This window comes from Amycolatopsis sp. NBC_01488 (assembly GCF_036227105.1).
Lineage (GTDB): Bacteria > Actinomycetota > Actinomycetes > Mycobacteriales > Pseudonocardiaceae > Amycolatopsis.
This window is the reverse complement of record NZ_CP109434.1, coordinates 966,501-991,870: the sequence shown is the minus strand read 5'-3', so window position 1 is coordinate 991,870 and position 25,370 is coordinate 966,501. Positions and strand designations below refer to the sequence as shown.

Sequence of the window (25,370 nt, the reverse complement as noted above, 5' to 3'; positions counted from 1 at the left end):
GACGACGACCCGCGTGCCGAGCGGGAGTTCCCGCAGCAGTTTCACGAAACGACCTCCGAAACCCGGGCCGCCGCCGGTTCGGGATGGCCCAGCTCCGTCAGCCAGCCGCGGAACACCCGGTGCAGCGCCTCCGCCCCGACCACCTCGCCGAGCGGCGGCAGTTCCCGCGGGTGCACCACGAAGCCGCGCTGCTGCGGCCCGCCGAGCCCGCCGTGCGAACCGACGTGCGTCTCGAACGGTGACGCCTGGTCCGAATCCGGGTCGTAGCGGCTGTTGATCATCACGTCCGCGCAGTGCGGGAACGTGTCGACCCGGCGGACCAGGTCCGCCGCGTGCGGGCCGTACGGCAGCAGCGGGTCCTCGCCGATCACCACGCCCGTCGCCAACCGGTGCAAGCCGTCGCGGCCCAGCACCACCGGGCCGAACTCGCGGCTGCGGACCAGCAGGAACCCGACCCCCGGGTGGTCCACCAGCGACGGCAGCAGGTCGGGGAACGCACGCTCGATCGTCTCCAGCTCGACGCGGCCCTCGTGCTCGGTGAACGACACCATCGCCACGTGCCCGGACACGACCGCCACCACGCCCGGCGCCACGCGCGTCACCGCGCCGGGGGAGCCGGACGTCGTGCGCGGCCGGTCGTCGGCGCACTCCGCGTCCTCCACCCGGGCGCGCAGCCGGCGCGCGATCAGGCCGCCGCTCTTCGTCGCCTCCGCCAGCGCCGCGTTGATCTGCCAGCTCTCGGCCTGCCGCCGCTTGCCCGAAGACGCCGACGGCGAGCCCCCGCACAGCCGCCCGACGTACGCCTCGATCGTCTCGCCGAACCGCTCCGAAAACGCCTGGCCCTGCGTCTGGCCGTGATCCGACAGCGCGACGACGTGGTAGCGGCGCGAGGAAAGCCGGCTCGCGCGGTGCAGCCGGGCGATCTGCTGGTCGATCGAGCGCAGCACCGACAGCGTGTCGAACCGCTCGATGCCCGAGTGGTGCGCGACCTCGTCGTAGCCGAGGAAGTCCGCGTACACCACCGGCCGCCCGGCCAGCATGTCGCCGAGGATCGCCGAGACGACGACGTCGCGCGCGATCACCGTCGTGCCCGGCCGCGCCAGCGGGTACCAGCCGCCGCGCGGGATCCTCGGCACGACGCCGGCCCGGCGCTGGCGCACCGACGCGTTGATCTCGCGGAAGACGTCGACCAGCGCCACGACGAACGTGCGCAGCGCGTTGACCGGGTTCGCGAAGTAGGCGTAGTAGCCCGCGCCGAGCCGGTCGCGGCGGCGGCGCAGCAGCTTCTTCGGCACCAGCACCGGGATCGAGCTCATGGTGAGGCTGACGTGGTCGGCGTCGCCGGAGAAGAGGTTGCCGCGGCCCGCGCCGCCGCCCGAGAGCAGGCCGCGCCCGTCGGAGTGCCGCCGTTCGATCTCGGCCGCGTCGGTCGGGTGCGCGCACGCCATCACGTGGTCGCGGTCCTTTTCGTACCACCGGAAACCGAGGATGTCGTGGTTGGAGCCGTGCAGGATGCCGCAGACGCTCGCACCGGTCTGCGAGCTCCAGTCGGTGTGCCACGGCGTCAGCGTGTGGCTGCCCTCGGCGAGCCAGGCGACGAACGTCGGCATGTCGCCGTCGCGGACCGCGCGGCGGACGGTGTCGAACCCGAGGCCGTCGATCTGCAGGAAGACCACGCCGGGCGGCTGGCCAGCGGCGCCGGGCGGGGGAGCGTGGCGACGGCGGCGGCGGTTGGCGCGGCGGAAGAAGATCTCGTCCTCGTCGATGGCGAGCCCGGCCGAGATGAGGGCGCCGACCCCGGCCATGGCGACGGTGACGATCACCGCCGTCCGGAACCCGACCAGCTCGACGCCGGGGACCGTGCGGAACACCGCGAGCGTGCCCGCGCCGAGCAGCAGGAACCCGAAGAGGCCGAAGGTGAAGAACGCCAGCGGGTAGGCGATCCGCATGACCAGCGGCCACACGACGCCGGCGAGCAGGCCGAGCAGCAGCGCGCAGACCGTCGGCTGCCACCAGTACGGCATCCGGAAGCCGGGGAGGACGACGTCGAGCAGGCGCAGCGCGCCGGTCACCGCGGCCCACACGCCCACGATGCGGGCGACGGCCCGGCCGCCGCGCAGCAGCCGGCCCTTCGGCGCCGTCGTCGTCACACTCGCTCCTTGGTCTTGCGCCGCCACCGGGCGACGAGGTTCGCCAGCACGGTGACCAGCAGGACCAGCACCGTCGCCAGGACCGTCGCGATGACGGGTGAGTCGAAGATGCCCCCGCTGACGATGCCGAGCACGCTGTACGCGCCCGCCCAGAGCGCGCACGCGGCGAGCGCGGCGGGCAGCAGGCGCCGCCACGGGTAGCTCAGCGCGGCGGCCGCGAGCAGCACCGGGATCCGCCCGGCCGGGACGAGCCTGCCGATCACGACGAGCTGCCAGCCGCGGCGGGCGAACTGGTCGCGGGCCTTCTCCAGCCGCTCGGCGGGCTGGCGCCTGCTGATCCAGCGGAACGCGGCTTCGCTGCCCAGGCGCGGGATCCCGAACGTGACGACGTCGCCGACGTACGCGCCGAGCGTGGCGATGACGATGACCAGCGGCAGCGACAGGTGGTCGGTGGTGGTCGCGACGGCGGCCGCGGCGCCGACCACCGCGCCGGTGGGCACGATCGGGATGATCGAGCCGAGCAGGACGCCGCCGAACAGCGCCGGGTAGCCGATGGCGGCCGGGTCGGTCCAGTTCACGCCCGGTCCTCACGCGCGGGGAGCGCGACCTCGGCGCCAGGCTCGGTGAACAGGACTTCGGTGGTTCCGCCGGCGGCTTTCACCTCGGCGGCGAACACCCGCGGCGGATCGGCGAGCAGCCGCCGCATCCGGGCGGTGCGCCGAATGCCGGGGACGGCGAGGGTGCCCCAGTGGACGGGCACGGCGGCACGCGCCCGGGTGATTCCGGCGGCCAGCGCGGCGCGGGCCGGGTCGAGGTGACCCGGCCCGAGGTTCGGCCCCCAGCCCCAGACGGGCAGCAGGGCGACGTCGACCGGGCCGAAGTCCGCCATCCCGTCGAAGAGGTCGGTGTCGCCGGCGTGGTAGACCTTGGTGCCGCCGCTTTCGATCAGGTGCCCGATCGCGGGACTCTGCGGGCCGTGGGTGAGCCGCGGGCCCCACCGGTGTCCCGAGTGGACGGCCCGGGTCGCGGTGATTTCCAGCGCGCCTTCGGTCAGGCTCTCGCCGGGCGCGATCTCTTCGACGTTCCCGAAGCCCTTCTTGGCCAGCCAGGCCCCGGCCCCGCGCGGGACGACGATCCGGGTGCGCTTGCCGAGCAGCTTGAGCGAGGGCAGGTGCAGGTGGTCGCCGTGCAGGTGCGAGACGAGGACGAGATCGACGTCCGCGTAGGTCTCCGGTGGCGGCGGCGGCACGACCCGGACGAGCCCGCCGACGCGCGCGGTGAGCACGGGATCGGTCAGCACGACCCGGCCGCCGAGGTCGAGCCGGACCGTCGAATGGCCGAGGAAACGCAGGCTGAAGCCGCTCACGCTGTCGAGTATCGCCCTCGCGCCGGACGAACGCCCGGCGGAGTGGCGCGAACAACGCCCCGCGGCGACAGCCGAGCACGCGTGTCGGCGTTCCGATCACACGGGCGTCGCGGGCAGCAGGGACGAGATCCGCAGCGAGGACGTCCCGATCCCCGTCGGGCCGCCGGACCAGGGGTGGTAGCCCAGTTCGGTGCCGGTGTACCGGCCGGCGTTCTCGTGCCAGTGCGCCACGCCCGCCAGCCAGTGCCGGAGGTGCCCGGCGGACTCGTCCGCCGCGTGGCGGAACTCCGCGAGCCGCGCTTCGGCCAGGTCGGTGACCACCGCGAAGGCGCGCTCCTCCGAGCAGCCGAGGAAGTTCCGCACGACCAGGACGGAGTTGGTGAGCTCGCCTTCGAACCGGATCTCCTTGCGGTAGGAGTACAGGTCGTTGAGCAGGCCGCCGTAGTCGGCCGCGAGGTGCTCGATGGCCGGCCGTGCTCGATGCGGCGACGTCAGGACCATCGAGAGCTCCGCGCCGAACGTCCGGCGGCGCATCTCCACGTGGTCGATGGGGTCCGGGATCCGGTTCTGCGCCAGGTTCACCAGCCGCCACAGCCAGCTCCCGGTCATCGACTCGACGGCCCGCCGCACCGCGCCGCGGTCTTCGGTGCGCGGCCAGAGGTCCGCGAGCGCGGTTTCGAGGGGGTTCAGCGGCGCCGGCCGGGGTCCGTCCGCCATGAACAGCGCCAGCCGGGCCCGCCACGCCTTCGCCGCGGCGAGGTCGCGCGTCGCGCCGAACGTCTCCTGGAAGTGGTCGTCGGCGTAGGTGCTCCAGGTCAGCCAGTCGCTGGTGACGTCGAGCCGCTCGGCCGGCGCGTCCGGGTGGATGCCCGCCGCGCACAGCGGCAGGTCGGCGGCGCGCAGCTTCCGCTCGTCCCACACGACGCCGTCGAGGAGACCCGTGGTGCGCGCCCAGTCGACGTTGCGGCGACGGCACCGGTCCAGGTGCGGGTTCAGCCGCACCGGGAACGGCGGCTCGACGGCGGGCCGCTCCACCCGCACCTCGTGGAACGGCGTGTGGCGGTAGGCCCGCATCCGCTGCGGAGCGGTGGCGAGTACCGACGAGAGGATCCGCGCGGCCTGCGGCCGGCTGTCGACGGCTCCCTCGTTCATGTAGCGGCTGGACCGCAGGTGCCATTCGTGCCCGCCGGACTGCCAGTCCTGCAGGCCCTTGACGTAGGCGAACGTCGCCGCGCGCGCGGCCGGGTCGACGCCGTGCTCGTCGAACAGCGCCGGCACCTCGGTGAGCGCGGTGTGCTCGAACTGGTGCAGCCGCGAGGTGATGAGGTCGTTGACGGCGTCGGCCGCCTCCTGCGTGGTGAGCCCGAGGAACTTCTCGAACACGAGCACGCCGTTGGACAGCTCACCTTCGTCCTGCACTTCGCGCTGGTAGGAGAAGAGGTCGTTGCGCAGGTGGACGCTGTCGGCGAAGCAGTCGCGCAGGACCTCCATCGGGCGTGACGCGGCGATCTCGTCCGGCACCTCGGCGTGCACCGAGTGCTCGACGAGGTTCGCCGACCACGGCGCCCCGCCGACCTTGCGCCGCATCTCGACGTACTCGATGGGGTTGGCGAGCCGGCCTTCGTTGATGTTCGCCAGCTCCCACAAGGACTCTTCCAGCAGCGCCTTCGTGCTCTCGACGAACCGGCGCCGCCACGCGGCCGAGCGATGGGGGATCGTCCGGTGCCACAAATCGGCCAGCCCGCGCTCGACCGGGTTCTCCGGCGTCGCGGTGATCTCGCCTTCGGCGGGCATGAACAGCTCGATCCGGTCGAGGTGGGTGCGCGCGCTGTCGATGTCGCCGGTGCGCTTGTACCGTTCGAGGAAGTGGTCGTCGAAGTAGAACACCCAGACGTACCAGTCGGTGATCAGGTCGAGCTCGTCCGCGCCGGCGTCCGGATGCGTGTACGCGCACAGCAACGCGTAGTCGTGGGAGTCGAGGTCGTGCTCGTTCCAGATGACCGTGCCGCGCTGCGGCACGTCGACCATGTCCATCCCGTACGCCCACGCCTTGCTGTGCGCGCGGGCCCGCTCGAGGTGCGGGTTCACCCTGGCCGGGTAAGGCATGTAGAACTCGGGGAGGACGAACGGCTGCTGAGGCACCCCGTGAGGCAACCAAACCCGCGGGTGCCCGCCAAGAGGAGCAGGCGGGGTTGCACACGAACGGGTCGGGCCCTTCCCCCGGCCGGCCCAGCGACGAAGGAGTTTCAATGACGGAGACGCGAGTAGTAGACAACCCCGGCGAAGATCGCTACGAGATCTGGGCGGACGAGAAGCTGGCGGGGTTCGCGCGCTACGACCTGCGCGGCGACCGCACGGTGTTCACCCACACCGAGATCGACGACGCGTTCGCGGGACAGGGCCTGGGCAAGGTGCTGGCGTCCGGCGCGCTCGACGACGTCGTCGCGAAGGGCCGGACGATCGTGCCCGTCTGCCCCTTCATCGCCGGATACCTGCGGAAGAACCCGGGCTACGAAGACCACATTCGCTGGCCGAAGGACTGAGCGGCGCGCCGAACGGAGCAACGTCACAGGGCCGTTCGCGTCGGAGTTGAGAGGTATGTCCGGATCGATTGGTTATTAACCAACCTTCGTCGGTAGTGCGTTGGTTGCCCGGCAACGAAAGTGACCGGCGCAGACTTCGAACCGGCAAACTGGAGGAAGTTGATGACTCCCCGGAAGACCGCCCTCAGGACCTTCGCCGTCTTGTCGGCCGCCGCCCTCACCAGCGGCGTGTGCGCTTCGGCCGCCACTGCGTCCCCGCTGGCCTTCTCCGAGATGCAGGCCAACGCCGTCAGCACCGCCACGCAGGTGGCGAGCGCCCTGGGCGCGACGTCCGGCGGCATCTACCTCGAGAACGGCAAGGCCGTCGTCACCGTGACCGACGACGCGTCCGTGCAGAAGGTGCAGGCCGCCGGCCTGACCGCCAAGAAGGTCAAGCACACCTTCGCCGCGCTCACCGGCGTCAAGAACCAGCTGGACGCGGTGAAGAACGTCCCGCAGACCGCGTGGGGCATCGACACCAAGACCAACCAGGTCGTCGTCAAGGTCTACGACGCCGCCAGCAAGGCGACCGCCGACAAGGTCGCCGCGGCCGCCGCGAAGTACGGCGACAGCGTCCGCGTCGAGCACCGCACCGGCAAGCTGGAGCTGCACATCGCCGACGGCGACGCGATCCAGAACGACCAGGGTCGCTGCTCGCTCGGCTTCAACGTGACGCGCGGCGGCTCGCCGTTCCTGCTCACCGCGGGCCACTGCACCAACCTCGGCGGCACCTGGGCCGGCGGCGACGTCTCCGGCGCGCAGGTCGTCGAGAGCGACTGCCCCGGCGCCGACTCCGGCCTGCTGACCCGCCCGAACGGCACCGGCCCCGGCGAGATCAACACCGGCCAGGCGATCACCAGCGCCGCCGAGCCGACCGTCGGCGAGCAGATGCAGAAGCAGGGCTCGACCACCGGTGGCGGCAGCGGCGAGGTCACCTCGGTCGACGAGTCGGTCAACTTCGACGTCGGCGTCCTGAACCACGAGTTCGGCACGACCGCGCACACCGACCACGGTGACTCGGGCGGCCCGGCGTACGACGGCTCGAAGGGCCTCGGCACGCTGTCCGGCGGCGACACCGTGACCAGCTACTTCTACCCGCTCACCCTCGAGCTGCAGGCTTACGGCCTTTCGCTCGCCTGACAGGTCCGGAAGGACCCCCTTCACACGCGTCGAGGGCGCGTGAAGGGGGCCTTTCTCATGCTTCGAGCCGCTTCGCGCGGTAGACGGCGTCGGTGTGGTGGCCCTCGCCGCGCGTCTCGCACGTCTCGACGATCCACTGCCAGGCGTCGCCGAGGTAGGTGGTGATCTCCTCCGGCTCGAAGTACAGCTCCTCCGGCGGCTTCTGGCCGTCGAACTCCCGCATGGCCTTCGGCGAATGCCCGACGACCACCAGCGAACCGCCCGGCCGGATCGCTGCCGCGGCCGCCGTGAAGACGTCCCGGCGCAGGTCCGGCGGCAGGTGCAGGTACTGCGCGGAGATCAGGTCGTACCGGTCTGCCGGCTGCCACTTCAGGATGTCGCGGTGCAGCCAGCGGACGCTCACGCCGGCTTCCTTGCCCGCTTCTTCCGCGCGGGCCAGCGCGACGGTCGAGATGTCGGCGCCGTCGACCGTCCAGCCCTGCTTCGCGAGCCAAATGGCGTCGCCGCCTTCGCCGCAGCCGAGGTCGAGTGCGTGCCCGGGCGTCAGCCCTTCGACCTCGGAGCTGAGGTTCGGGTTGACGTTCCCGCTCCAGATCCGGTGCTCGTCGCGCTGGTACAGCGCTTCCCAGAACTCTTGCTTGAGCATGTTCTCGACGATCATGGGCTGGTCGTGTGCGTGGGGCATGGGTCCTCCTCGGTGACGTCCCCAGCATGCGGAGGACGTCACCGAAGAGGCAAATCGCGTTGCCGGAATGGCAACTCAGGCCGTGCCGTACACCTGCATCTCGTACAGCGAGTAGCCGTACGACGTCCCGCGTGTGACGCCGTTCATCCGCACGTAGCGGCCGCTGCCGGCCAGGCCGGTGAGGTCGTCGGTGGCGCCGTTGCCGGTGGTGGTGCTGTAGATCGTCGTCCAGGTCGTGCCATCGGCCGAGGTCTGGATGCGGTAGGCCTTCCCGTACGCGGCTTCCCAGCTCAGCTTGACGTGCGAGACCTGCTCGGTGGCGCCGAGGTCGACGCGCAGCCACTCGCTCGAGGAGCCTTCCTTGGACGCCCAGCGCGTGCTGGTCAGGTTGCCGTCGAAGGCCGCGCTCGCCGGGTAGGACGAGGACTCCGTCGACGACGCCGTCGCCGTCTTGCCCTGGGAGAGCAGGGTTTCGGTGCCGCCGCTCCCGCCGGTGACCGTGACGCCCAGGGCCACGGTCTTCGTCCCTCCGGTGATGGTGAGCGTCGCCGAGCCGGGCGCGGCGTTCGCGGCGGCGGCGACCGTGACGGTCGAGGTTCCGCCGGCCGGGACCGACGCCGGGGAGAAGGACACGGTGACGCCCGCGGGAGCGCCGCTCGCGGACAGCGTGACGGCGTCCGTGGTGCTGACGGTGGCCGTCGCCGTACCGCCCGGCGCCACCGAAACCGCTGACGGCGTCACGCTGAGGCTCGAGGTGTTGCCGGCCGCGGTGAACGTCCAGCGCGCCTGCGTGCCGGAGCAGCTGCCCGCGGTGAGTGTCGTGCCCGAGGCGCGGAAGCACTTCTTGCTCGTCTGGATGTCGGAAATGGTGCCGTCCGGGTTGATCGACCACTGCTGGGCCGGCCCGCCGGTGCAGGTCTGCAGCACGATGGAGCTGCCGGAGATGCCTGCGCACTTGTCGTCGATCACGAGGAAAGCGCCGTGGAAAGTGAAGCGCTGGGCGTCGCTTCCGGTGCAGGCGGCCACTTTCAGCGTGGTCCCGCTGCTGGGAGCTTCGAGGCACGTGCCAGTGGAGTTGTTCTTGTACTGGCCGACTGTCGTGTTCGGCTTCGCGCCGCCGTAGCAGGCACCCGTGCTGGTGGTGAAGATCGGCGTGGCGTCGTAGTCCTCGGTCGACGGCGGGTCGACGACCACCGGCTCCATGACCGGCGTGTTGTCGGCGTTGTAGTGCGTGAGCGCGTCCTCGCAGTCGATCGCGTCGAAGGCGCTGCCGCCCTTGCCGCCGAGCCAGAGGTCGATGTGACGCAGGCCGGGGCCGCCGTTCGGGCCCTTGCTGTTCCAGTCTTCGGAACACTCGTCGCAGCCGTCCTCCATGATGAAGTACTTCTTCACCCGCGGCACCCAGACCTTGGTGCCGGGCTTCAGTTCGTCGCTGCTGGTGGCGAAGGTGATCGGGTCGGCGTAGGTGCCCTTGCCGCCCGCGGTGTCGTGGATCTGCGGGTAGGAGATGTCGCCGCCGGGCGGGGTGTTGTCCCACCAGCCGTAGAAGGTGAGGAAGGTGGGCTGCGTGGTGGCCGCGCTCGCGGTGCTCGCGCCGGCGAGCGCGGATGCCAGGGCGACGACCAGGGTCACGACGAGCACGAGAGCGCGCCGGGTCATGCTGCCTCCGGAAGGGGGTGGGCGGACGATGACGTGCGGCGTGCGTTCAGGTTCGCCGGGCGGCGGCCCGCCGTCAAGACTTGTTCGTAAAGTTTCCTAACGAATCCGGTTCGTGTCCCGGTCGGCGGGAAATCCCGCGTGTGCCGGGGTTCGCGTCGGCGAAGATGGCGTCATGAGCGAACAGCGGGATGTCGTGGTCACCGGGGGCGGCACGGGCATCGGGCTGGCGATCGCCGCCCGGTTCGCGGCGGCGGGCGAGCGCGTCACCGTCACCGGGCGGCGCAAGGACGTGCTGGAGGCTGCGGCGGAAGAGCTCGGCGCGCGGGCGGTGGCGTTCGACGCGAGCGACCCGGCGGCGGTGCAAGCGGCGCTGGCGGACCTGCCCGCGCGGGTGGACGTCCTGGTCAACAACGCGGGCGGCAACACCGATCGCGTGCGGGAAGCACCCGCGCCCGGAGACCTCGCCGGGCTGGCGGACGCGTGGCGCGCGAACTTCGACGCGAACGTCGTTACCGCGGTACTGGTCACGGCCGCCCTGAAGCCGCGCTTCGCGGACAACGTGCGGGTGGTGACTCTCGGGTCTGTCGCGGCGAAGCAGGGCTCCGGCTCGTACGGCGCGGCGAAGGCGGCGATCGAGGCGTGGAACACCGACCTCGCGCGGCAGCTCGGCGCGTCGGGCTCGGCCAACGTCGTGGCGCCCGGCGTCATCCTCGACACGGAGTTCTTCCACGGCACGCTGACCGAAGAATGGCTCAGTTCGCGGATCTCCGTGGCGCTGAACAAGCGGGCCGGCACCCCGGACGAAGTCGCGGAAACCGTGCTGTTCCTGGCTTCCCCGGGCGCGGGGCACGTCACCGGTCAGGTCGTGCACGTGAACGGCGGCGCGTACGGCGCCCGCTAGGCCATCCGGGTCGGAAGTGGGTCGAACGTCCCACGACGACGCCGGTTCTCTCCATGGTGGAAGTGTCCAGACCACCGGAAGAGAGGTGTGATCCGCCGTGACGGCAGCATCCGAAACCCCGGCCCTCCCGACGGCACGACCGGCCGGATGCCCGTTCGACCCGCCCGGGAACTACGCCACGCTGCGGGAAACCGCGCCGACGTCGCGGGTGCGCTGCCCGGCGGGCATGGATGCCTGGCTGGTCACCCGCTACCAGGACGTCCGCGCGGTGCGGCCCAGCGCGACGTCGTGCTTTCCGCGCCGGACCGGGCGGTCGAGGAGCTGCTGCGGTACCTGTCGGTCGTCCAGTTCGGCGTGCTGCGCTACGCGACCGCGGACGTGCGGGTCGGTTCCCGGTCGGTGAAGGCGGGGGAGTGGCTGGTGGCGGCGCTGAACTCGGCCAACCGCGACGAGGAGCTGTTCCCGGGCGCCGACAAGCTCGACTTCCACCGCGAGTCACCGCGCACGCACGTCGCGTTCGGCTTCGGGGCGCACCAGTGCATCGGCCAGCAGCTGGCCCGCGTCGAGCTGCAGGAGGCGTTGACGCGGCTGTTCCGCCGGGTCCCGGACCTGCGGCTCGCGGTGCCGCGGGAGTCGTTGGCGTTCAAGCACAACACGCTGGTGTACGGGGTGCGGGAGCTGCCCGTCGCCTGGGGGTGAGAATGGCGGCATGAGCATCTCACCGGCGCGTCGGCTGTGGGCGGCCGTGGAGCCGCTGCACGCGGTCGTGTACTTCGCGCCGGAGACGGCGTCCGCGGCGAAGGAGGCCGGCCTGCGGGGGTACTGGATGGGGTACTTCGCGGGCCGCCTCGCGCCGGTCGGCCCGATCGGCCCCGCGGCGGCGACGTCGATGCTGTTCGGCTTCGCGCCGGCGATGGTGTCGCGCGCCTTGCCGGACGCGTGGTCGTTCGCCTCGCCCGCGGAGGTGCTTCGCACTCGGCTCGCGGCCGTCGAAAACGCGCTTTCCGCTGTTCTGGGGCCTTCGGGACACGACGAACTCGCGTCGCTGCTGTCGCTGGCCGCGTCCGCGTGCGACTTCGACGCACGTCCGCTGGCGGCGGCCTGGTCGGCAGTGCCCCGGCCGACGGGGGTGTTGGGCCGCCTGTGGCTGGCGGCGACGGTGCTGCGAGAGCACCGCGGCGACGGGCACGTCCTGTCGGCGGTCCACGCGGGCCTGACGGGCCTGGAGACGACGTTGACCCACATCGGCGACTCCGTGATCGCCCGCGGGGACGTCCAGCCCCACCGTGGCTGGTCGGACGCGGAGTGGACGCTGGCTGCCGAGCGGCTGCGGACCCGTGGCCTGCTGGATCCCGCCGGCCGGCTGACCCCGTCCGGCACGGCGTTGCGCCGCCGGATCGAGGAGGACACGGACCGCCTGGCGGCGGCCCCGGTGGACGCGCTCGGCCCGGCCGGCCTGTCGCGGCTCCTGGAGCTGGCGACCCCGCTGAGCCGTGCGGTGATCGACGCGGGTGTGGTCCCGGTCCCGAACCCGATGGGCGTCCCGCGTCCCTGAGGTGTCGAGCCTCGCCTTGCCCGCCTGCGCTCGTCACACCTGACGTACGCGCCCGACCTCGGCTTGCCGGCACGCCCGGGCCGGTCACGCCGGGCGGGCGCCTGCCTCGCCTCGCTGCGTCGCCCCGGTCACGGCTCACCCTCGCGGCAGCTCACCGGCGCGACGAGATCTGCTGCACCGCCCAGGCGTTGCCGTCCGGATCGGCGAAGTGCACGAAACCCACGTTGTCGAGGTCGGCCTTCCCATCCCAGACACCCATGCCGTGGACCTCGATGTCGCCCGCATCCACCCCGCGCTCCAGCAGCATCGCGTGCGCCTTCGGCAGGTCCTTGACGACGAGCTGCAGCCCCTTGAGCGAACCGGGCGGCATGTCCGCGACCACGCCCTTGCCGATCACGACCGAGCAGCCCGAGCCCGGCGGAGTCAGCTGGACGATCCGGCCGTTCTCGCCGACCGTGATGTCGTGATCGAGGGTGAACCCCAGCTGGTCGGCGTAGAACGCCTTCGCGCGGTCCACATCGGACACCGGCACCACGACCACTTCGAGCGTCCACTCCATCGTGCGTCCCTCCGTCGGCCCGGCCCAGCCCGGCGGAGCACACGCTACCCGTGCCCGAGGTGTTCGCCCACCACTCGTCAGTGTTCCGCGATCAGCCGCCGGACCGCGTCCACCACGAGCTCTCGCCGTTTCTTGCGGGGGATGGCCATGCGCACGCCGAGCTCCGAATTGGTCGTCGCCCACGCCGTCGAGATCGACTGGATCAACACCAGCAGTTCCAAGGGTGTGTAGTGGCTGGACAGTCTCCCTTCGTCTTGTGCTCGTTTCAGATCGGCCAGCCGGATCTCGTTGGCCAGCACGATTTCGGTGACCCACTTGCCTTCGGGGCGCTCCAGCCGGTGCCAGACCGCCAGCCGCAGCGTCTCCGGTTGCTCTTCGTACCGGTCGAAGAGCTTCCCGGCGTAGCTCGGCAGGTCGTGGGCGTCGACCGGGACGTCGATGACGAACCTGCCGACCGACTCGCCGAAAACCGTGTCGAACAGCCGGTCCTTGTTGCCGAAGTACTTGTAGAGCATCGCCTTGTTGCATCCGGCCGAGTCCGCGATCCGGTCCACGCGGGCGCCTGCGATGCCCCGTTCCGCGAACTCCTCCGTCGCGGCGGCGAGCAGTCGCCGCTTCGTCTCCGCCGCATCTCTCATGCCGACGACTCTAGCAACTAACTGGTTGGTTGACAAATGTAGTCGAGGAGTGTTTCCTGGAGGCAACCAACCGGTTGGTTAGCCGGTGCAGGCGGAGCGAGGAGAGGGCATCATGAGCAGGACTTGGCTGATCACCGGCAGTTCCCGCGGTTTCGGGCGGGAGCTGGCCAGGGTCGCACTCGAGGACGGCGACCGCGTGGTCGCCACGGCGCGCCGGCCGGAGCAGCTGAAGGATCTCGTGGCCGAACACGGTGGCCGGGTCCGTGCGTTCGCGCTGGACGTGACGGACCCCGTGGCCGCGCGTGAGGCCGTGGCCTTCGCGGTACGGGAGTTCGGCGGCCTCGACGTCGTGGCCAACAACGCCGGCTACGCGAACAGCGCCCCGATCGAGGACATGGCGGAAGACGACTTCCGCGCGCAGGTCGAGGCCAACTTCTTCGGCGTCGTCAACGTCACGCGCGCGGCCCTGCCGGTGTTCCGCGAGCAGGGCTCGGGGCACTTCCTGCAGTTCTCGTCGGTCGGCGGCCGGGTGGGTGGCTCGCCGGGGCTGGGCGCCTACCAGGCCGCGAAGTTCGCGGTGGAGGGGTTCTCCGAGGTCCTCAACGCGGAGGTGAAGCCGTTCGGGGTCAAGGTCACGATCGTCGAGCCGGGCGCGTTCCGCACGGACTGGCAGGGAGCATCGATGGAGCGCGCACAGGTCCGCCCGGAGTACGACGCCTCGGTGGGCGAGATGCACCGCCTCCGCGACGCGACCGACGGCAAGCAAGCGGGCGACCCGGCCCGCGGAGCCCGCATCCTCGCGGACGTCGTCCGGCTCGACGCACCACCGCTGCGCCTGCTACTCGGCGCGGACGCGGTCGAAGCGGTCCAACGGTCGGACCGCGCCCGAGCAGCTGAGGTGGCCGAGTGGGCGGAGGTGAGCCGATCGGCAGCGTTCGCGGAGGCCTGAGGTGACCGAGGCACTGGCGAGGGATGGGGGTGAACAGAACCTGACGGCGGATTGGCGGATGCGACCCGGCTGCGGCTGCGTCGGTGAGGCGGCACGCGGGTCGCGGATGCAGTCCAGCCCGGCCCGAACCTCCTCGCACACACCCCGCGAATCGTCGGAACCGACAGCCCCTGGTCCAGCCAAAACGCAGGCTCGCGAGCGATACCCACCCTGACCGAAACGCCCACGCACTCCGGCGAGCCAACCTCAGGATCGTCCCTGGGCTGACTCCCGCTGCTCGACCACCAACCGCTGGTGCCGGGCCGCGCGGACCCGGTCGCCGCACGTCGTCGAGCACCAGCGGCGGCGGGCGTGCTCGCGGACGAAGAACCGTGCGCAGCCGTGGGCCTCGCAGGGGCGGACCAGGTGGCCTAGGTCGCTGGTGACCACCTCGATCGCGTCGCGGGCCAACGCCGCCAGGGCCTCCGAGAGGCTGCCCGGCTGGGTGCTGCGCCACTCGCGGTGTGGGCCGGACGGCCAGGTGAGCTGGGGTGCGGCCGCGTCGGCGCGGGCGGCCGCGTTCACGGTCTCCAGTGCGGCCGCGTCCGGTGCGCGGTCCTCCGTCAAGGCGGCCAGCAGCTCGCGGACAGCCGCGCGGAGGTCCGTGATGCGGCTCAGGTCGTCCGCGGCCAGCGATGCCGGTGAGAGGTGCAGCCAGCGGGCCGCGGCGTGCGGCTCGGCCAGGTCGTCGACCTCGCCGCCCGCGTTCAGCCGGCGGGTGTTGACCAGCGCCAGCGCGGGGGAGCGCTCCTCGCCGGGTGCCGCAGTGACCACGTTCGCCTCCCGAGTTCGTCCCCATTCTCCCGACCCGTTGACAGCCTACATCGTCTCATGGATAGATGAGCCGATAAACATGAGACGCGAGGAGAGACCGATGGTCGCCGTGTATCACCGCTTTGCCACCGTTGCCGGGCGCCGGCTGTTCTACCGGGAGGCCGGCGCCGCCGACGCACCCACGATCGTGCTGCTCCACGGCTTCCCGACGAGCTCGCACATGTACCGGCACCTCATCCCCGCGCTGGCCGACCGCTACCACGTCGTCGCGCCCGACTACCTGGGTGCGGGCGCCTCCGACGCGCCTTCGGTCAGCGAGTTCACCTACACCTTCGACGCCCTCGCCGAGCTCACCCTCGGCCTGCTCGACCAGCTCGGCCTCGGCCGCTTCGCGCTCTACATCCAGGACTTCGGCGCGCCGGTCGGCCTGCGCATCGCGGCCGGGAACCCGGAGCGGATCACCGCGATCGTCACGCAGAACGGCAACGCCTACGTCGACGGCCTGGGCGCCGGGCTGCCGCAGCGGCTCGCGGCCGGCACGCTGACCGAGGACGACCTGCGCGGCATGGTCAGCCTCGAAGCCACCAAGGCGCAGTACCTCGACGGCGTGCCCGATCCGGAACTGGTCAGCCCGGACGTCTGGATCCACGACCAGGCCCTCCTCGACCGGCCCGGCGGTGCCGAGATCCAGCTGGCGCTTCTCGCGGACTACCACCACAACATCGGCCTGTACCCGAAGTTCCACGAGTACTTCCGGACCAGCCAGGTTCCGCTGCTGGCCGTCTGGGGCGGCAACGACGAGATCTTCATCGCCGACGGCGCCCGTGCCTACGCCCGCGATCTGCCCGACGCCGAGATCCATCTCCTCGACTCGGGCCACTTCGCCCTCGAAACGCACTTGGACGCCATCGCCGGGTATGTCCGCGGTTTCCTCGGGAGGGTGGTGGCGCCCTGAAACCCCTTCTCGCTCAACGGGTTCGGTGAGCGGGACACCGCCAACGCGCCGGTTGACCGGTCCGGCGTTCCGCTCGTAGGGTTTCCCCGAGATCGCCCTGGCCCCAGGTCGGTCCCGGTCCCGGAGAACCCCGCCGTCGTCGTCAGGCATCCGCCTCTGCCTGCGCCGACGGGTCGTTCGCCGACGGGCCCGGGCGCGCGTGAGGCAGACCGGAGCCACGGCGGCGGACGGTGTTCCGCGGAGGCGTGCCGAATCGTCGACCCCTCCGCACCGGCAGCGTGGAGGACGGATGACCAGACGGATTCGGGTGGGGACGATCGTGGCCGCGGTGGCCGCGCTCGTCGCCGGGACGATCGGCGCGGCAGGGCCGGTGCAAGCGGCGGATGCCTTGCTGTCACAAGGAAAGCCGGTGACGGCGTCATCGGCAGGCGGGTGCTGTCCGGCGGCGAACGCGGTCGACGGCGACTCGGCGACCCGCTGGGCCAGCGCGGCCGGCGTCGATCCGCAGTGGATCTACGTCGACCTCGGGGCGACGGCGCACGTCAGCCGCGTGCGGCTGCAGTGGGACGCCTCGTGCGCCACGGCCTACGAGATCGACACCTCCGCCGACCACGCCACGTGGACGCGGATCTACGCGACCACCACCGGAAAGGGCGGTGTCGAAGACCTGACCTCACTCGACGGCACCGGCCGGTACGTCCGGGTGTACGGCACGAAACGCTGCCGCACCGACGCGTCGAAGGGCTACTCGCTGCAGGAGTTCGGCGTCTACGGGTCCACCGGGGACGCCGTGCCGCCCTCGCCGCCCGGCACGCCGACGCTCGTCGGCGTCACCCCGATCAGCGCGACCATCTCGTGGACCGCGGCCACCGACAACGAAGGCGTCGTGGGCTACGACGTCTACCGAGACGGTCAGCTCTGCGCCAGCACCACCGGTGCCCTCACCGCGACCTGCGACAACCTCAACCCGAACAGCACCTACGGCTTCTACGTCAACGCGCGCGACGCGGCCGGGAACGTCTCGCAGGCCAGCGGCACCCTGTCCGTGAAGACACCGCCGTCCGACGACCACACGCCGCCGTCGGTACCCGGGAACGTGCACACCACCGCGGTCAACAGCACGTCGATCGGCCTGGCGTGGACCGCTTCGACCGACGACGTCGGCGTCACCGGCTACCGGATCTTCAACTCCGGCACGCAGATCGGCACGTCCGACACGGCGAGCACCACCCTCGGCGGGCTGACCCCGAACACCGCCTACCACCTGCAGGTCCGGGCGGTGGACGGGAACGGCAACCTGAGCGAGCCGAGCACGCCGGTCCTCGACGTCACCACCACCGGCGGATCGACCTGCTCGCCGTCGCAAGGAGTTTGCGGTGCGACGCAGGTCGCGACCGACGACGACGTCGTGTGGGGCCTGGTCACCCTGCCGGACGGCACGATCCTCTACAACCAGCGCGACGCGCACGACATCGTCCACCTGAACCCGAAGACCGGGGCGAAGAAGACGATCGGCACCGTGCCGAACGTCCAGAGCACCGACGGCGAAGGCGGCCTGACCGGGCTGGAGATCAACCCGGCGTCGTACGCGTCCGACCACTGGCTCTACATCATGCACACGTCGCCGACCGACAACCGGATCGTGCGGATCAAGTACGACCCGGCCGCCGACTCGCTGACCACGAGCACTGAGCAGATCCTGCTGACCGGCATCGCGCGCAACAAGTTCCACAACGGCGGCCGGCTGCGGTTCAGCCCGGACGGCCGCTACCTGTTCGCCGGCACGGGTGACGCGCAGAACGGCGACAACGCGTCGAACACCAGCAGCCTCAACGGAAAGGTGCTGCGGATCAACCCGGACGGCTCGATCCCGGCGGACAACCCGTTCCACAACGCGGTGTGGAGCTACGGGCACCGCAACGTCCAGGGCCTGGCGTTCGACTCGCAGGGCCGGTTGTGGGAGCAGGAGTTCGGCAACAGCATCATGGACGAGACGAACCTGATCGTGAAGGGCGGCAACTACGGCTGGCCGTCGTGCGAAGGGACGTCGGGCACCTGCGGCACCGCCGGGTTCATCGCGCCGAAGAAGACGTACCCGGTGGCGCAGGGTTCGTGCAGCGGGATCACGATCATCCACGACGCGCTGTACGTGGCGTGCCAGCGCGGCACGCGGCTCTACCGCGCGGTGATCAGCGGTAGCTCACTGACGAACTTCCAGACGTTCTTCGACGGCACGTACGGGAGGCTGCGCACGGTGGAGCCCGCTCCGGGCGGCCAGATGTGGCTCGCGACCAGTGTGGACGGTGACAAGGACAGCACGCCGCACAACAGCCACAACAAGATCCTGCGGGTGACGGTGGCTTAACCGCCGAGGAGACGCGAGAGCGCATCCCGCGCTCTCGCGTCCTTCGACGCCAGCGAAGTCAGCTCCTGGGCCAGCGCCGTGAGCCAGTCGTCGACCGCGGCTTCCTTGCGGCTGATCACCACGCCCCGGACGACCTGGTGGATCTCCGCCGCGACGCCGCCGTGCTTGGCCGTGCTCAGCACCAGGACCCGGTCCGGGGTGTTCACCTTCACCGCGACGGCCTGGCCGTCGCGGCCCGCGACGCGGTCGGCGAACGTGCGGTGCCGCGACACCTCGACCATGCCCGGCGGCAGCGCGCTGCCCAGCGTCTCGGACAGGACCCGGTGGTACGACTCGACGTCCGCGCGGTCCGTGCGCAGAGCCGCCACCACCAGGTGGAAGTCCAGTTCGCTGCCCATCAGTCGGTGAGGGGCAGCACGAGCTGCGGCTTGGCGATGCGGTGGTCGGCGCGCAGCGGCTTCACCGCCGTGCCGATCGCGAAGAACTCCGTCGTGTGGCCGCCCCAGCGGTGCGGCAGCGACAGCAGCTGCACCCCGACGATGCCCTCCGCCGCCAGCTGCTCGGCTTCCGCCTGCATCCGCGACATCGCGAGCTCGCGCGCGTCGTACAGCGCCTCGGTGTACTGCGGGATCTCGACGTTCTGGCCGATGTTGCCCATCATCTGCCGGAACCGCTGGTGCGCGATGTGGTAGACGCACGTGCCCATCACCATGCCGAGCGGCGCGTAGCCGGCCTGCACGAGCGTCCAGAAGTCCTGTCCGGACAGGTCCGAGGTGAACGGCTTCCCCGTGTTGTTGCGCCATTCACCGGGCTCGTCGGCTTTCACCGCGGTGCCGACGGCGACGAACTCGGCCAGGTCGCTGCCGAACTCCTTGAACTCGATCTCGAGCCGGACCGCGACGATGCCGTCGGCGCCGAGGACGTCGGCCTCCGCCTCCATCCGGGACATCGCGAGCTCGCGGGCGTGGTACATCGCCTGCGAAAGCCGGTCCATCTCCTGGTTCTTGCTCCACCGTCCCATCTGGAACCCGACGTGGTAGATGCTCGAGCCGAGCACGAGCCCGAGCGGGCGGAACCCGGCTTCGCGCACGAGGAGGAACTCGTTGACGCTCAGGTCGGACGTGAACAGGCTGGTCTTCTGGCCAGGTCGCATCTCGGCGAGCCGGCGCATCGCATCCTCGGGGATGTGCTGCGCGGCGGGATCCGCGGTGGTCACGAAGCCTCCTCAGGAACGGTTCAACGGCAGGATCTTGAGCGCGCTGGTCGGGGCGGCGCGACCGGTGTGGAAGCGGGCGATCGCGGTGCCGGTCACGGTGGCGATGCCGGCCACCGCGACCTCCTGCACCGGCCACGACCGCAGCGTCATGCCCGAGACGATGCCACCGTCGGCACCGCAGTCGCGGATCGCGCGGGCGAACTCCGCCCGCGCCGCGCCGCGGACCTCGGTGACGACCTTCGTCGCGACGTCGACTTCGGTGTTCCCGGCGAGCGGGTTGACCTGGTACTGCATGTTGTAGTCGAAGTGGGCGCGGCCGGCGACGCCGACCGCCATCCGCGCCGGCACCCAGCCCGCCTGCATGAGCTTGCCGACGTCCTGGCCCGGCAGGTCGGTGGTGAACAGGCCGCGCGGCCGCTGGTCGGTCTCGGCGCGGACGGCCGTGCCGAGCGCGGTGAACTCCTGCATGACGTCGTCGAGCGCGGTGATGGTCACGGTGATGCCGAGGACGCCGTCGGCGCCGAGGGCGGTGGCTTCCTGCCCGAGCCGGTCGAGCGCGGTCGCGTAGCCCTGGCGCAGCATCCCGGAGAGCAGCTTGACCTGGTCGGCGGCCCACGCACCGGGCCCGGTCCAGCCGACCTGCTGGACGACGCAGCCCATCACCTCGCCGACGGCGGTGAAGCCGGCCACCTCCGCGCCGACGGCGCCGGGCACGCTGAGCAGGGAAGTCTTGAGCCCGGACGCGGCATACCGCTCGACCCGGGCCCGCGCGACGGGCGGCAGGCCACGACCGTCCCACTCGGGCACTGGCGGACCTCCTTCGACCGGCTCTCGTCCCCATCGTGGCACGGATCCGCGCGAGCGGGCGGCGGGCGCGGGGAGATCACCGGGGTATGTCCGGAAGGTCCGGTCCCGGCAGCGGGGAGGGAGTGCGGGCTGCGAGCGGCCGGGATGGCTTGGCGCGGCGCTCGTGGCGGCGACCGCTGGGGAAGAGCCGGGCGGAAACCGCGGGCCGTCCGTCACCGGCTCGGCGGATTTCCGTCCAGCCGCAGCACCGGGTGCGACACCGTCGGCGCTCGACGAGCCCCGAACCGGGCCACCGCCGTGCCGAACACGCTCGCCACCGCCGCCGCTCCCGTGTGGCCGAGGGCCCAGGCCTGCAACGTCGTCGACGAGACCAGGCCGCCGTCGGCGCCCGACTCGCGCACCGATGCCGAGAACTCCGCCCGTGCCGCCGCCCGGACCCGGCTCACCAGGTCGGTCGGCACCGCCGCCTCCTCGCCCGGGCGGTCCGTCATCGCGAGGTCGTACGCCGTCGCGCCGTCGATGCCGATCGCGACCGTCACCGGGACCCAGCCCGCCAGCATCAGCTTCGCCACGTCCGGGCCGGACAGGCCCGTCGTGAACGGCCGCGGCGGCCGCTTCCCCCGCGACGCACGCACCGCCGTGCCCAGCACGACGAACTCGCGGACCGCCGCGCTCACCCGCGTCACCGTGCAGCCGATCGCCAAGACGCCGTCCGCGCCCAGCTCCGTCGCCTCGGCGCGGAGGCGGTCCAGCGCGGTCGCGTAGCCGCGGCGCATGCTCGGGGCCAGGTCCTGCGCGTGCTCGACCACGCAGCCCATCACCTCGCCGACCGGGCGCAGGCCGACCGCTTCGGCGCCGACCGCGCCCGGTACCGAGAGCAGTGACGTCCGCAGTCCCGACGTCGTGTAGCGGTCGGCGCGCGGGTGCATCAGCGCCAGCTGTCGTCGCCGAAGCCGAGGGTCACCGGGCCGCGGCGGGACGTCTCGGCGATCGTTTCGGCGGGCAGGACGTCGTCGAGGAACGCGTACTCCGGCCGGCGGTCGCGCGAGTGCCACTCCGCGATCTCGTGCCAGCCCGGTGCGGCCAGCGCGCCGCCGAAGTGCTGGACCGACAGGCTCGCCGTGAGGCCGGCGAACCGGAGGCGGTCGGCCAGCGGCCAGCCGGTCAGCGTGGCCGCGACGAACCCCGCGCCGAAGACGTCGCCCGCGCCGGTCGCGTCGAGCACGTTCACCGGCAGGGCCGGGATGTCCGCCGTCTCGCCCGTGGTGCCGTCGACGGCGAGCACGCCCGCGGCGCCGCGGGTGATCACCGCGACCGGGACCAGGTCGGCGAGCTTGGCCAGCGCCGCTTCCGGGGTGTCCGTGCGGGTGTAGCGCATCGCCTCGACGTCGTTGGGCAGGAACGCGTGGCAGCACGCGAGCTGGTCGAGCAGCGCGGCCGACCACGCCTCCGACGGGTCCCAGCCGACGTCGGCGAAGACGAGGCTGCCGGCCTGGTGCGCGGTATGGACCCATTCGGCGGTGTCGAGGCCGATGTGCGCGACCGTCGCGCGGCTCGGCGGCGGCGACCCGGCCAGCTCGGCGACCGGCACGGGCGGCGGGTGGCCGTGGGTGACCATCGCGCGGTCGCCGGCGTAGGCCAGCGAGACGGTGACGGGGGAGTGCCACTCCGGGAACCGCCGCGACCGGGACAGGTCGATGTGTTCCTGCCGTGCGAGCACGTCCCAGCAGTAGCGGCCGTAGACGTCGGTGCCGAACGCCGCCGCCAGCGACGTCCGCAGGCCGAGGCGGCTCAGCGCGACCGCGAAGTTCGCGATGCCGCCCGGGCCCGAGCCCATGCCGCCCGTCCACACCTCCGTGCCCGGCTCCGGCGGTCGTTCGAGCCCGGTGAAGACCAGGTCGAAGAACAGCAGGCCGGACAGGAAGACGTCGAATTCGGGTTCGGGCTCGACCGGCACGGGCGCCTCCAGCAATCGAGGATGCGCACGAGCGTGCTTCAGCCGCGCGGAATGCGCAAGAGACGGGCAAACTCGATCGTCTGGTGAGCGAGTTTGACTGCTATCGTCCCGGCATGCTGCCCCAGCGTCGGCACGAGCTGATCCTGCGGGCCCTCCGCGCCGAGGGCCCGGCGCCGGTCGGCGTGCTGGCCGAGCGGCTCGGCGTCAGCGCGGCCACCGTGCGCCGCGACCTGGTGCGGCTCGACCGCGAGGGCCGGCTGACCCGCGTCTACGGCGGGGCGATGGCGGCCGACGACGAGCCGTTCGCGCGGGTGGCCGCCGAGCGGGCCGACGAAAAGGACGCGGTCGCCCGGCGCGCGGCGGGCCTGGTCGCCGACGGCGACACCGTGCTCCTCGACATCGGCACCACGGCGCACCGGCTGGCGCGCCACCTGCGCGACCGCGCGCTGACGGTGATCACCAGCAGCCTCGCGGTCTACGACGAGCTGAAGGACGCCGACGACGTCCAGCTGGTCCTCCTCGGCGGCGTGGTCCGGCGCAGCTATCACTCGATGGTGGGATTCCTGACCGAGGACGCACTGCGCCAGGTCCGCGCCGACACGGTCTTCCTCGGCACGAGCGGCATCCGCGGCGACGGCCACGTGATGGACTCGACGGTCGTGGAGGTGCCGGTCAAGCGCGCGATGCTCGCCGCGGGCGACCGCGTGGTGCTCCTCGCCGACGCGGGCAAGTTCCCCGGCACCGGGCTGGCCCGGGTCTGCGGCCCGGACGCGCTCGACGTGGTGGTCACGTGCCCCGGCGCCGACGAGCCGACGTGCGCGGCGTTGCGCGAGGCCGGCGTCGAGGTGCTGCGATGAGCCCGGCGATCCGAGACGGCGGGCCCGCCCGGCCGACGTGCGCGGTGTGGCGTGAGGCCGGGGTCGAGGTGCTGCGGTGATCCTCGGCGGCGGGTTCCGCGGCTGCGGCATGTGCTGTCGTGCGAGCGGCGGGATGGGGGTGCTGCGATGAGCCCGGCGATCCGAGGCGGCTGCGGGGGCACCGAGCCGACCGCACTGGAGGGCCTGCGATGAAACTCGCGATCCTCGGCGGCGGCGGGTTCCGCGTGCCGCTCGTGCACGGCGCGCTGCTGGCGGACGGCGGGGTCACCGAACTCGTCCTGCACGACGTCGAGCCCGGGCGGCTCGCGGCGATCGAACGGGTGCTCGCCGAGCAGGCCGCGGGCGTCCCGGACGCGCCGCGGGTGCGGACCACCACCGACCTCGCCGCCGCACTGTCCGATGTGGACTTCGTGTTCTCCGCCATCCGGGTCGGCGGGCTGCGCGGCCGGCGGCTCGACGAACAGATCGCGCACGCCGAGGGCGTACTCGGTCAGGAAACCGTGGGTGCGGGCGGGGTCGCCTACGGGCTGCGGACCGTGCCCGTCGCCGTCGAACTCGCGCGGATCGTCAATGCGCTCGCGCCCCGGGCCTGGGTCATCAACTTCACCAACCCCGCCGGGCTGGTCACCGAAGCCATGGCCGCGCACCTCGGCGGCCGCGTGCTCGGCATCTGCGACTCGCCCGTCGGGCTGTGCCGCCGCGTCGCGCGGGCCCTCGGCGTCGATCCGGCGACGGCGTGGTTCGACTACGCCGGGCTCAACCACCTCGGCTGGCTGCGTGCCGTCCGCGTCGGCGGGGAAGACGTCCTGCCGAAGCTGCTCGCCGATGCGGAAGCCCTCGAGTCTTTCGAGGAGGGCAAGCTCTTCGGCGCCGGCTGGCTCCGGACGCTCGGTTCCCTGCCCAACGAATACCTGCACTATTACTACTTCGCGCGCGAAGCAAGGAGCCCACAGTCACGCGGTGCCCAGCTGCTGGAGCAGCAACGCGGCTTCTACAACGCGCCGTCGCTGACGTCGTGGGAGCGCACGCGCCTGGAGCGCGAAGCGACGTACATGGCCGACACGCGCGAAGGGGAGCGTGACGATCTCGAAGGCGGCGGCTACGAGAAGGTCGCCTTGGCGTTGATGCGGGCCATCGCGTACGGCGAACGCACGACGCTGATCCTCAACGTGCGCAACGGATCCGCGCTCCCGGGCGTGCCGGGGGACGCGGTGGCCGAGGTGCCGTGCGTCGTCGACGCGAACGGTGCCCGCCCGCTCGCCACCGGGCCGCTCGACGAGCACGCGCTGGGCCTGGTGACCGCGGTCAAGGCCGTCGAGCGGGCGACGATCGAGGCGGCGACGACGGGTTCGCGATCGGCCGCGCTCAAGGCATTCGCGCTGCATCCGCTGGTCGACTCGGTCTCCGTCGCGCGGCGGCTGCTCGACGCCTACGTCACCGCGCACCCGGAACTCGCTTACCTGGCCTAGGAAAGCAGCAGCGGTCCCAGCCGGCGAGCCAGATCGGCGTCGACCCGGGAGATCTCGCCGACGAGCAACTCGGTGACGGCGTGGAACGCCCGGCCGACGTCGCCGAGCCCACGGACGAGCGTTGCCTCGAAGGGGGAAGTGACGTCGGCGGGCAACTGGTCCAGGCCGCGGCCCTCGACCGCGGGCACGCCGTGGCGCAGGCAGGCCAGGGCCAGCGCGTACTCCCGGACCCGCCCGATCATGTACTCGGCCTGCCAGCCGCGGCCGCGGCCGATGCTCGACCGCGCGTGCAGCGCGTGCAGCCAGGCCAGGTCGATCAGCCGCCGCGCGTCCGGGGGCGGCGACTGCGGGCGGTCGCGCGGCGTCCCGAACAACAGGCGGAACTTCGGCGTGGTCGCGCCGAAGTCCGCCTCCGGCCAGAACGCCAGGTCGACCTGCAACGTGTTCGCCAGCAGGAACACGCGGAACACGGTCCGCTCGAACACGACGTCCATGTGGTGCACCGCGCCGTGCTCGCCGTACATCCGCGTGGTGAAGTCGGCGAGCACCGGCTCGGGCTCGCCGGTGACGGCGAAGGCGAGGTCGATGTCCGACCACGCGTCTTCGGCGTCGAGCGCGGCGGAACCGGTGAGCGCGGCGCCGGTGACGCGCTCGTCCGACCGGGCCGCCTCGACCAGGGCCTCGCGGAGCAGCTGACGGTCGGCCGGCGTGAACATGATCCCCAGG

General features: G+C 71.9%; 25 protein-coding genes. 10 read left to right on the top strand and 15 right to left on the bottom strand.

Annotation, left to right across the window (positions count from 1 at the left end; genetic code table 11):
- Window positions 1-41: 41 nt before the first annotated feature.
- The 4 genes from OG738_RS04550 to OG738_RS04535 all read right to left on the bottom strand — a co-directional run bounded on the left by OG738_RS04550 (window position 42) and on the right by OG738_RS04535 (window position 5,622).
- Complete coding sequence (locus tag OG738_RS04550) at window positions 42-2,150, bottom strand: phage holin family protein (RefSeq protein WP_329051473.1); 2,109 nt, start codon at window positions 2,148-2,150, stop codon at window positions 42-44.
- Window positions 2,147-2,728: a DedA family protein gene (locus tag OG738_RS04545; protein ID WP_329051472.1), complete on the bottom strand. Its 582-nt coding sequence runs from the start codon at window positions 2,726-2,728 to the stop codon at window positions 2,147-2,149. The genes OG738_RS04550 and OG738_RS04545 overlap by 4 nt, the downstream gene beginning before the upstream one ends.
- Window positions 2,725-3,516 (bottom strand): MBL fold metallo-hydrolase, encoded by a 792-nt coding sequence (locus OG738_RS04540; protein WP_329051471.1) that lies wholly within the window; start codon window positions 3,514-3,516, stop codon window positions 2,725-2,727. Before OG738_RS04540 ends, OG738_RS04545 begins: the two co-directional genes overlap by 4 nt.
- A gap of 96 nt (window positions 3,517-3,612) precedes the next feature.
- Window positions 3,613-5,622, bottom strand: a complete 2,010-nt coding sequence (locus OG738_RS04535) for a terpene synthase family protein (protein ID WP_329056550.1) — start codon at window positions 5,620-5,622, stop codon at window positions 3,613-3,615.
- 143 nt (window positions 5,623-5,765) lie between these two features.
- Between OG738_RS04535 and OG738_RS04530 the strand changes: the two genes are divergently transcribed.
- Complete coding sequence (locus OG738_RS04530; protein ID WP_329051469.1) at window positions 5,766-6,059, top strand: GNAT family N-acetyltransferase; 294 nt, start codon at window positions 5,766-5,768, stop codon at window positions 6,057-6,059.
- Window positions 6,060-6,221: 162 nt separating this feature from the next.
- Window positions 6,222-7,238, top strand: a complete 1,017-nt coding sequence (locus OG738_RS04525; RefSeq protein WP_329051467.1) for a S1 family peptidase — start codon at window positions 6,222-6,224, stop codon at window positions 7,236-7,238.
- Between the two features lie 55 nt (window positions 7,239-7,293).
- Here OG738_RS04525 and OG738_RS04520 read toward each other — a convergent pair whose 3' ends face one another.
- Window positions 7,294-7,923, bottom strand: coding sequence for an SAM-dependent methyltransferase (locus OG738_RS04520; RefSeq protein WP_329051466.1), 630 nt, complete (start codon window positions 7,921-7,923; stop codon window positions 7,294-7,296).
- A 75-nt stretch (window positions 7,924-7,998) separates the two neighbouring features.
- Window positions 7,999-9,582 carry a discoidin domain-containing protein gene (locus tag OG738_RS04515; RefSeq protein WP_329051465.1) on the bottom strand — a complete coding sequence of 528 codons (1,584 nt, stop codon included), beginning with the start codon at window positions 9,580-9,582 and terminating at the stop codon, window positions 7,999-8,001.
- Window positions 9,583-9,754: 172 nt separating this feature from the next.
- On the opposite strand from OG738_RS04515, the gene OG738_RS04510 reads away from it, so the two are divergent.
- From OG738_RS04510 to OG738_RS04500, 3 genes are all read left to right on the top strand, one after another.
- Window positions 9,755-10,483, top strand: a complete 729-nt coding sequence (locus tag OG738_RS04510) for an SDR family oxidoreductase (protein ID WP_329051464.1) — start codon at window positions 9,755-9,757, stop codon at window positions 10,481-10,483.
- A gap of 147 nt (window positions 10,484-10,630) precedes the next feature.
- Complete coding sequence (locus OG738_RS04505) at window positions 10,631-11,182, top strand: cytochrome P450 (RefSeq protein ID WP_329051462.1); 552 nt, start codon at window positions 10,631-10,633, stop codon at window positions 11,180-11,182.
- A 10-nt stretch (window positions 11,183-11,192) separates the two neighbouring features.
- On the top strand, window positions 11,193-12,038 hold the full coding sequence (locus tag OG738_RS04500) for an SCO6745 family protein (RefSeq protein WP_329051461.1): 846 nt from the start codon (window positions 11,193-11,195) through the stop codon (window positions 12,036-12,038).
- Window positions 12,039-12,189: 151 nt separating this feature from the next.
- On the opposite strand, the gene OG738_RS04495 is transcribed toward OG738_RS04500, so the two are convergent.
- Window positions 12,190-12,597, bottom strand: coding sequence for a VOC family protein (locus tag OG738_RS04495; protein WP_329051459.1), 408 nt, complete (start codon window positions 12,595-12,597; stop codon window positions 12,190-12,192).
- A gap of 77 nt (window positions 12,598-12,674) precedes the next feature.
- Complete coding sequence (locus OG738_RS04490; RefSeq protein WP_329051457.1) at window positions 12,675-13,235, bottom strand: TetR/AcrR family transcriptional regulator; 561 nt, start codon at window positions 13,233-13,235, stop codon at window positions 12,675-12,677.
- Window positions 13,236-13,347: 112 nt separating this feature from the next.
- On the opposite strand from OG738_RS04490, the gene OG738_RS04485 reads away from it, so the two are divergent.
- Complete coding sequence (locus OG738_RS04485; protein ID WP_329051456.1) at window positions 13,348-14,184, top strand: oxidoreductase; 837 nt, start codon at window positions 13,348-13,350, stop codon at window positions 14,182-14,184.
- 246 nt (window positions 14,185-14,430) lie between these two features.
- On the opposite strand, the gene OG738_RS04480 is transcribed toward OG738_RS04485, so the two are convergent.
- A complete protein-coding gene (locus OG738_RS04480) occupies window positions 14,431-14,997 on the bottom strand; it encodes a CGNR zinc finger domain-containing protein (protein WP_329051454.1) in 567 nt (188 codons plus the stop codon).
- Between the two features lie 100 nt (window positions 14,998-15,097).
- Between OG738_RS04480 and OG738_RS04475 the strand changes: the two genes are divergently transcribed.
- Together OG738_RS04475 and OG738_RS04470 are read left to right on the top strand one after the other, a co-directional pair.
- Window positions 15,098-15,952 (top strand): alpha/beta fold hydrolase, encoded by an 855-nt coding sequence (locus OG738_RS04475; RefSeq protein ID WP_329051453.1) that lies wholly within the window; start codon window positions 15,098-15,100, stop codon window positions 15,950-15,952.
- A gap of 289 nt (window positions 15,953-16,241) precedes the next feature.
- On the top strand, window positions 16,242-18,317 hold the full coding sequence (locus OG738_RS04470) for a PQQ-dependent sugar dehydrogenase (RefSeq protein ID WP_329051451.1): 2,076 nt from the start codon (window positions 16,242-16,244) through the stop codon (window positions 18,315-18,317).
- On the opposite strand, the gene OG738_RS04465 is transcribed toward OG738_RS04470, so the two are convergent.
- The 5 genes from OG738_RS04465 to OG738_RS04445 form a co-directional block, all read right to left on the bottom strand.
- Window positions 18,314-18,715: a hypothetical protein gene (locus OG738_RS04465; RefSeq protein WP_329051449.1), complete on the bottom strand. Its 402-nt coding sequence runs from the start codon at window positions 18,713-18,715 to the stop codon at window positions 18,314-18,316. The two genes, OG738_RS04470 and OG738_RS04465, sit on opposite strands and share 4 nt — an antisense overlap.
- Window positions 18,715-19,533 carry a heavy metal-binding domain-containing protein gene (locus tag OG738_RS04460; protein ID WP_329051447.1) on the bottom strand — a complete coding sequence of 273 codons (819 nt, stop codon included), beginning with the start codon at window positions 19,531-19,533 and terminating at the stop codon, window positions 18,715-18,717. The genes OG738_RS04465 and OG738_RS04460 overlap by 1 nt, the downstream gene beginning before the upstream one ends.
- Before the next feature lie 9 nt (window positions 19,534-19,542).
- Window positions 19,543-20,340, bottom strand: coding sequence for a heavy metal-binding domain-containing protein (locus OG738_RS04455; RefSeq protein WP_329051445.1), 798 nt, complete (start codon window positions 20,338-20,340; stop codon window positions 19,543-19,545).
- Window positions 20,341-20,552: 212 nt separating this feature from the next.
- A complete protein-coding gene (locus OG738_RS04450) occupies window positions 20,553-21,269 on the bottom strand; it encodes a heavy metal-binding domain-containing protein (RefSeq protein ID WP_329051444.1) in 717 nt (238 codons plus the stop codon).
- Entirely contained in the window at window positions 21,269-22,297 is a 1,029-nt protein-coding gene (locus OG738_RS04445; protein ID WP_329051442.1) for a carbohydrate kinase family protein, read from the bottom strand. The genes OG738_RS04450 and OG738_RS04445 overlap by 1 nt, the downstream gene beginning before the upstream one ends.
- Before the next feature lie 113 nt (window positions 22,298-22,410).
- Here OG738_RS04445 and OG738_RS04440 point away from each other — a divergent pair, with 113 nt between their 5' ends.
- Together OG738_RS04440 and OG738_RS04435 are read left to right on the top strand one after the other, a co-directional pair.
- Window positions 22,411-23,154: a DeoR/GlpR family DNA-binding transcription regulator gene (locus tag OG738_RS04440; protein ID WP_329051440.1), complete on the top strand. Its 744-nt coding sequence runs from the start codon at window positions 22,411-22,413 to the stop codon at window positions 23,152-23,154.
- A 209-nt stretch (window positions 23,155-23,363) separates the two neighbouring features.
- Window positions 23,364-24,644, top strand: coding sequence for a 6-phospho-beta-glucosidase (locus OG738_RS04435; protein ID WP_329051438.1), 1,281 nt, complete (start codon window positions 23,364-23,366; stop codon window positions 24,642-24,644).
- Here the strand turns inward: OG738_RS04435 and OG738_RS04430 are convergent.
- Entirely contained in the window at window positions 24,641-25,360 is a 720-nt protein-coding gene (locus tag OG738_RS04430; RefSeq protein WP_329051436.1) for a nucleotidyltransferase domain-containing protein, read from the bottom strand. The two genes, OG738_RS04435 and OG738_RS04430, sit on opposite strands and share 4 nt — an antisense overlap.
- Window positions 25,361-25,370: the final 10 nt, after the last annotated feature.

Coding starts and splice junctions, on each gene's coding strand:
- OG738_RS04535 (WP_329056550.1), bottom strand. CDS start 5,622: ATGCCTTACCCGGCCAGGGTGAACCCGCACCTCGAGCGGGCCCGCGCG.
- OG738_RS04530 (WP_329051469.1), top strand. CDS start 5,766: ATGACGGAGACGCGAGTAGTAGACAACCCCGGCGAAGATCGCTACGAG.
- OG738_RS04525 (WP_329051467.1), top strand. CDS start 6,222: ATGACTCCCCGGAAGACCGCCCTCAGGACCTTCGCCGTCTTGTCGGCC.
- OG738_RS04520 (WP_329051466.1), bottom strand. CDS start 7,923: ATGCCCCACGCACACGACCAGCCCATGATCGTCGAGAACATGCTCAAG.
- OG738_RS04515 (WP_329051465.1), bottom strand. CDS start 9,582: ATGACCCGGCGCGCTCTCGTGCTCGTCGTGACCCTGGTCGTCGCCCTG.
- OG738_RS04510 (WP_329051464.1), top strand. CDS start 9,755: ATGAGCGAACAGCGGGATGTCGTGGTCACCGGGGGCGGCACGGGCATC.
- OG738_RS04505 (WP_329051462.1), top strand. CDS start 10,631: ATGCCCGTTCGACCCGCCCGGGAACTACGCCACGCTGCGGGAAACCGC.
- OG738_RS04500 (WP_329051461.1), top strand. CDS start 11,193: ATGAGCATCTCACCGGCGCGTCGGCTGTGGGCGGCCGTGGAGCCGCTG.
- OG738_RS04495 (WP_329051459.1), bottom strand. CDS start 12,597: ATGGAGTGGACGCTCGAAGTGGTCGTGGTGCCGGTGTCCGATGTGGAC.
- OG738_RS04490 (WP_329051457.1), bottom strand. CDS start 13,235: ATGAGAGATGCGGCGGAGACGAAGCGGCGACTGCTCGCCGCCGCGACG.
- OG738_RS04485 (WP_329051456.1), top strand. CDS start 13,348: ATGAGCAGGACTTGGCTGATCACCGGCAGTTCCCGCGGTTTCGGGCGG.
- OG738_RS04475 (WP_329051453.1), top strand. CDS start 15,098: ATGGTCGCCGTGTATCACCGCTTTGCCACCGTTGCCGGGCGCCGGCTG.
- OG738_RS04470 (WP_329051451.1), top strand. CDS start 16,242: ATGACCAGACGGATTCGGGTGGGGACGATCGTGGCCGCGGTGGCCGCG.
- OG738_RS04465 (WP_329051449.1), bottom strand. CDS start 18,715: ATGGGCAGCGAACTGGACTTCCACCTGGTGGTGGCGGCTCTGCGCACG.
- OG738_RS04450 (WP_329051444.1), bottom strand. CDS start 21,269: ATGCACCCGCGCGCCGACCGCTACACGACGTCGGGACTGCGGACGTCA.
- OG738_RS04440 (WP_329051440.1), top strand. CDS start 22,411: ATGCTGCCCCAGCGTCGGCACGAGCTGATCCTGCGGGCCCTCCGCGCC.
- OG738_RS04435 (WP_329051438.1), top strand. CDS start 23,364: ATGAAACTCGCGATCCTCGGCGGCGGCGGGTTCCGCGTGCCGCTCGTG.
- OG738_RS04430 (WP_329051436.1), bottom strand. CDS start 25,360: ATGTTCACGCCGGCCGACCGTCAGCTGCTCCGCGAGGCCCTGGTCGAG.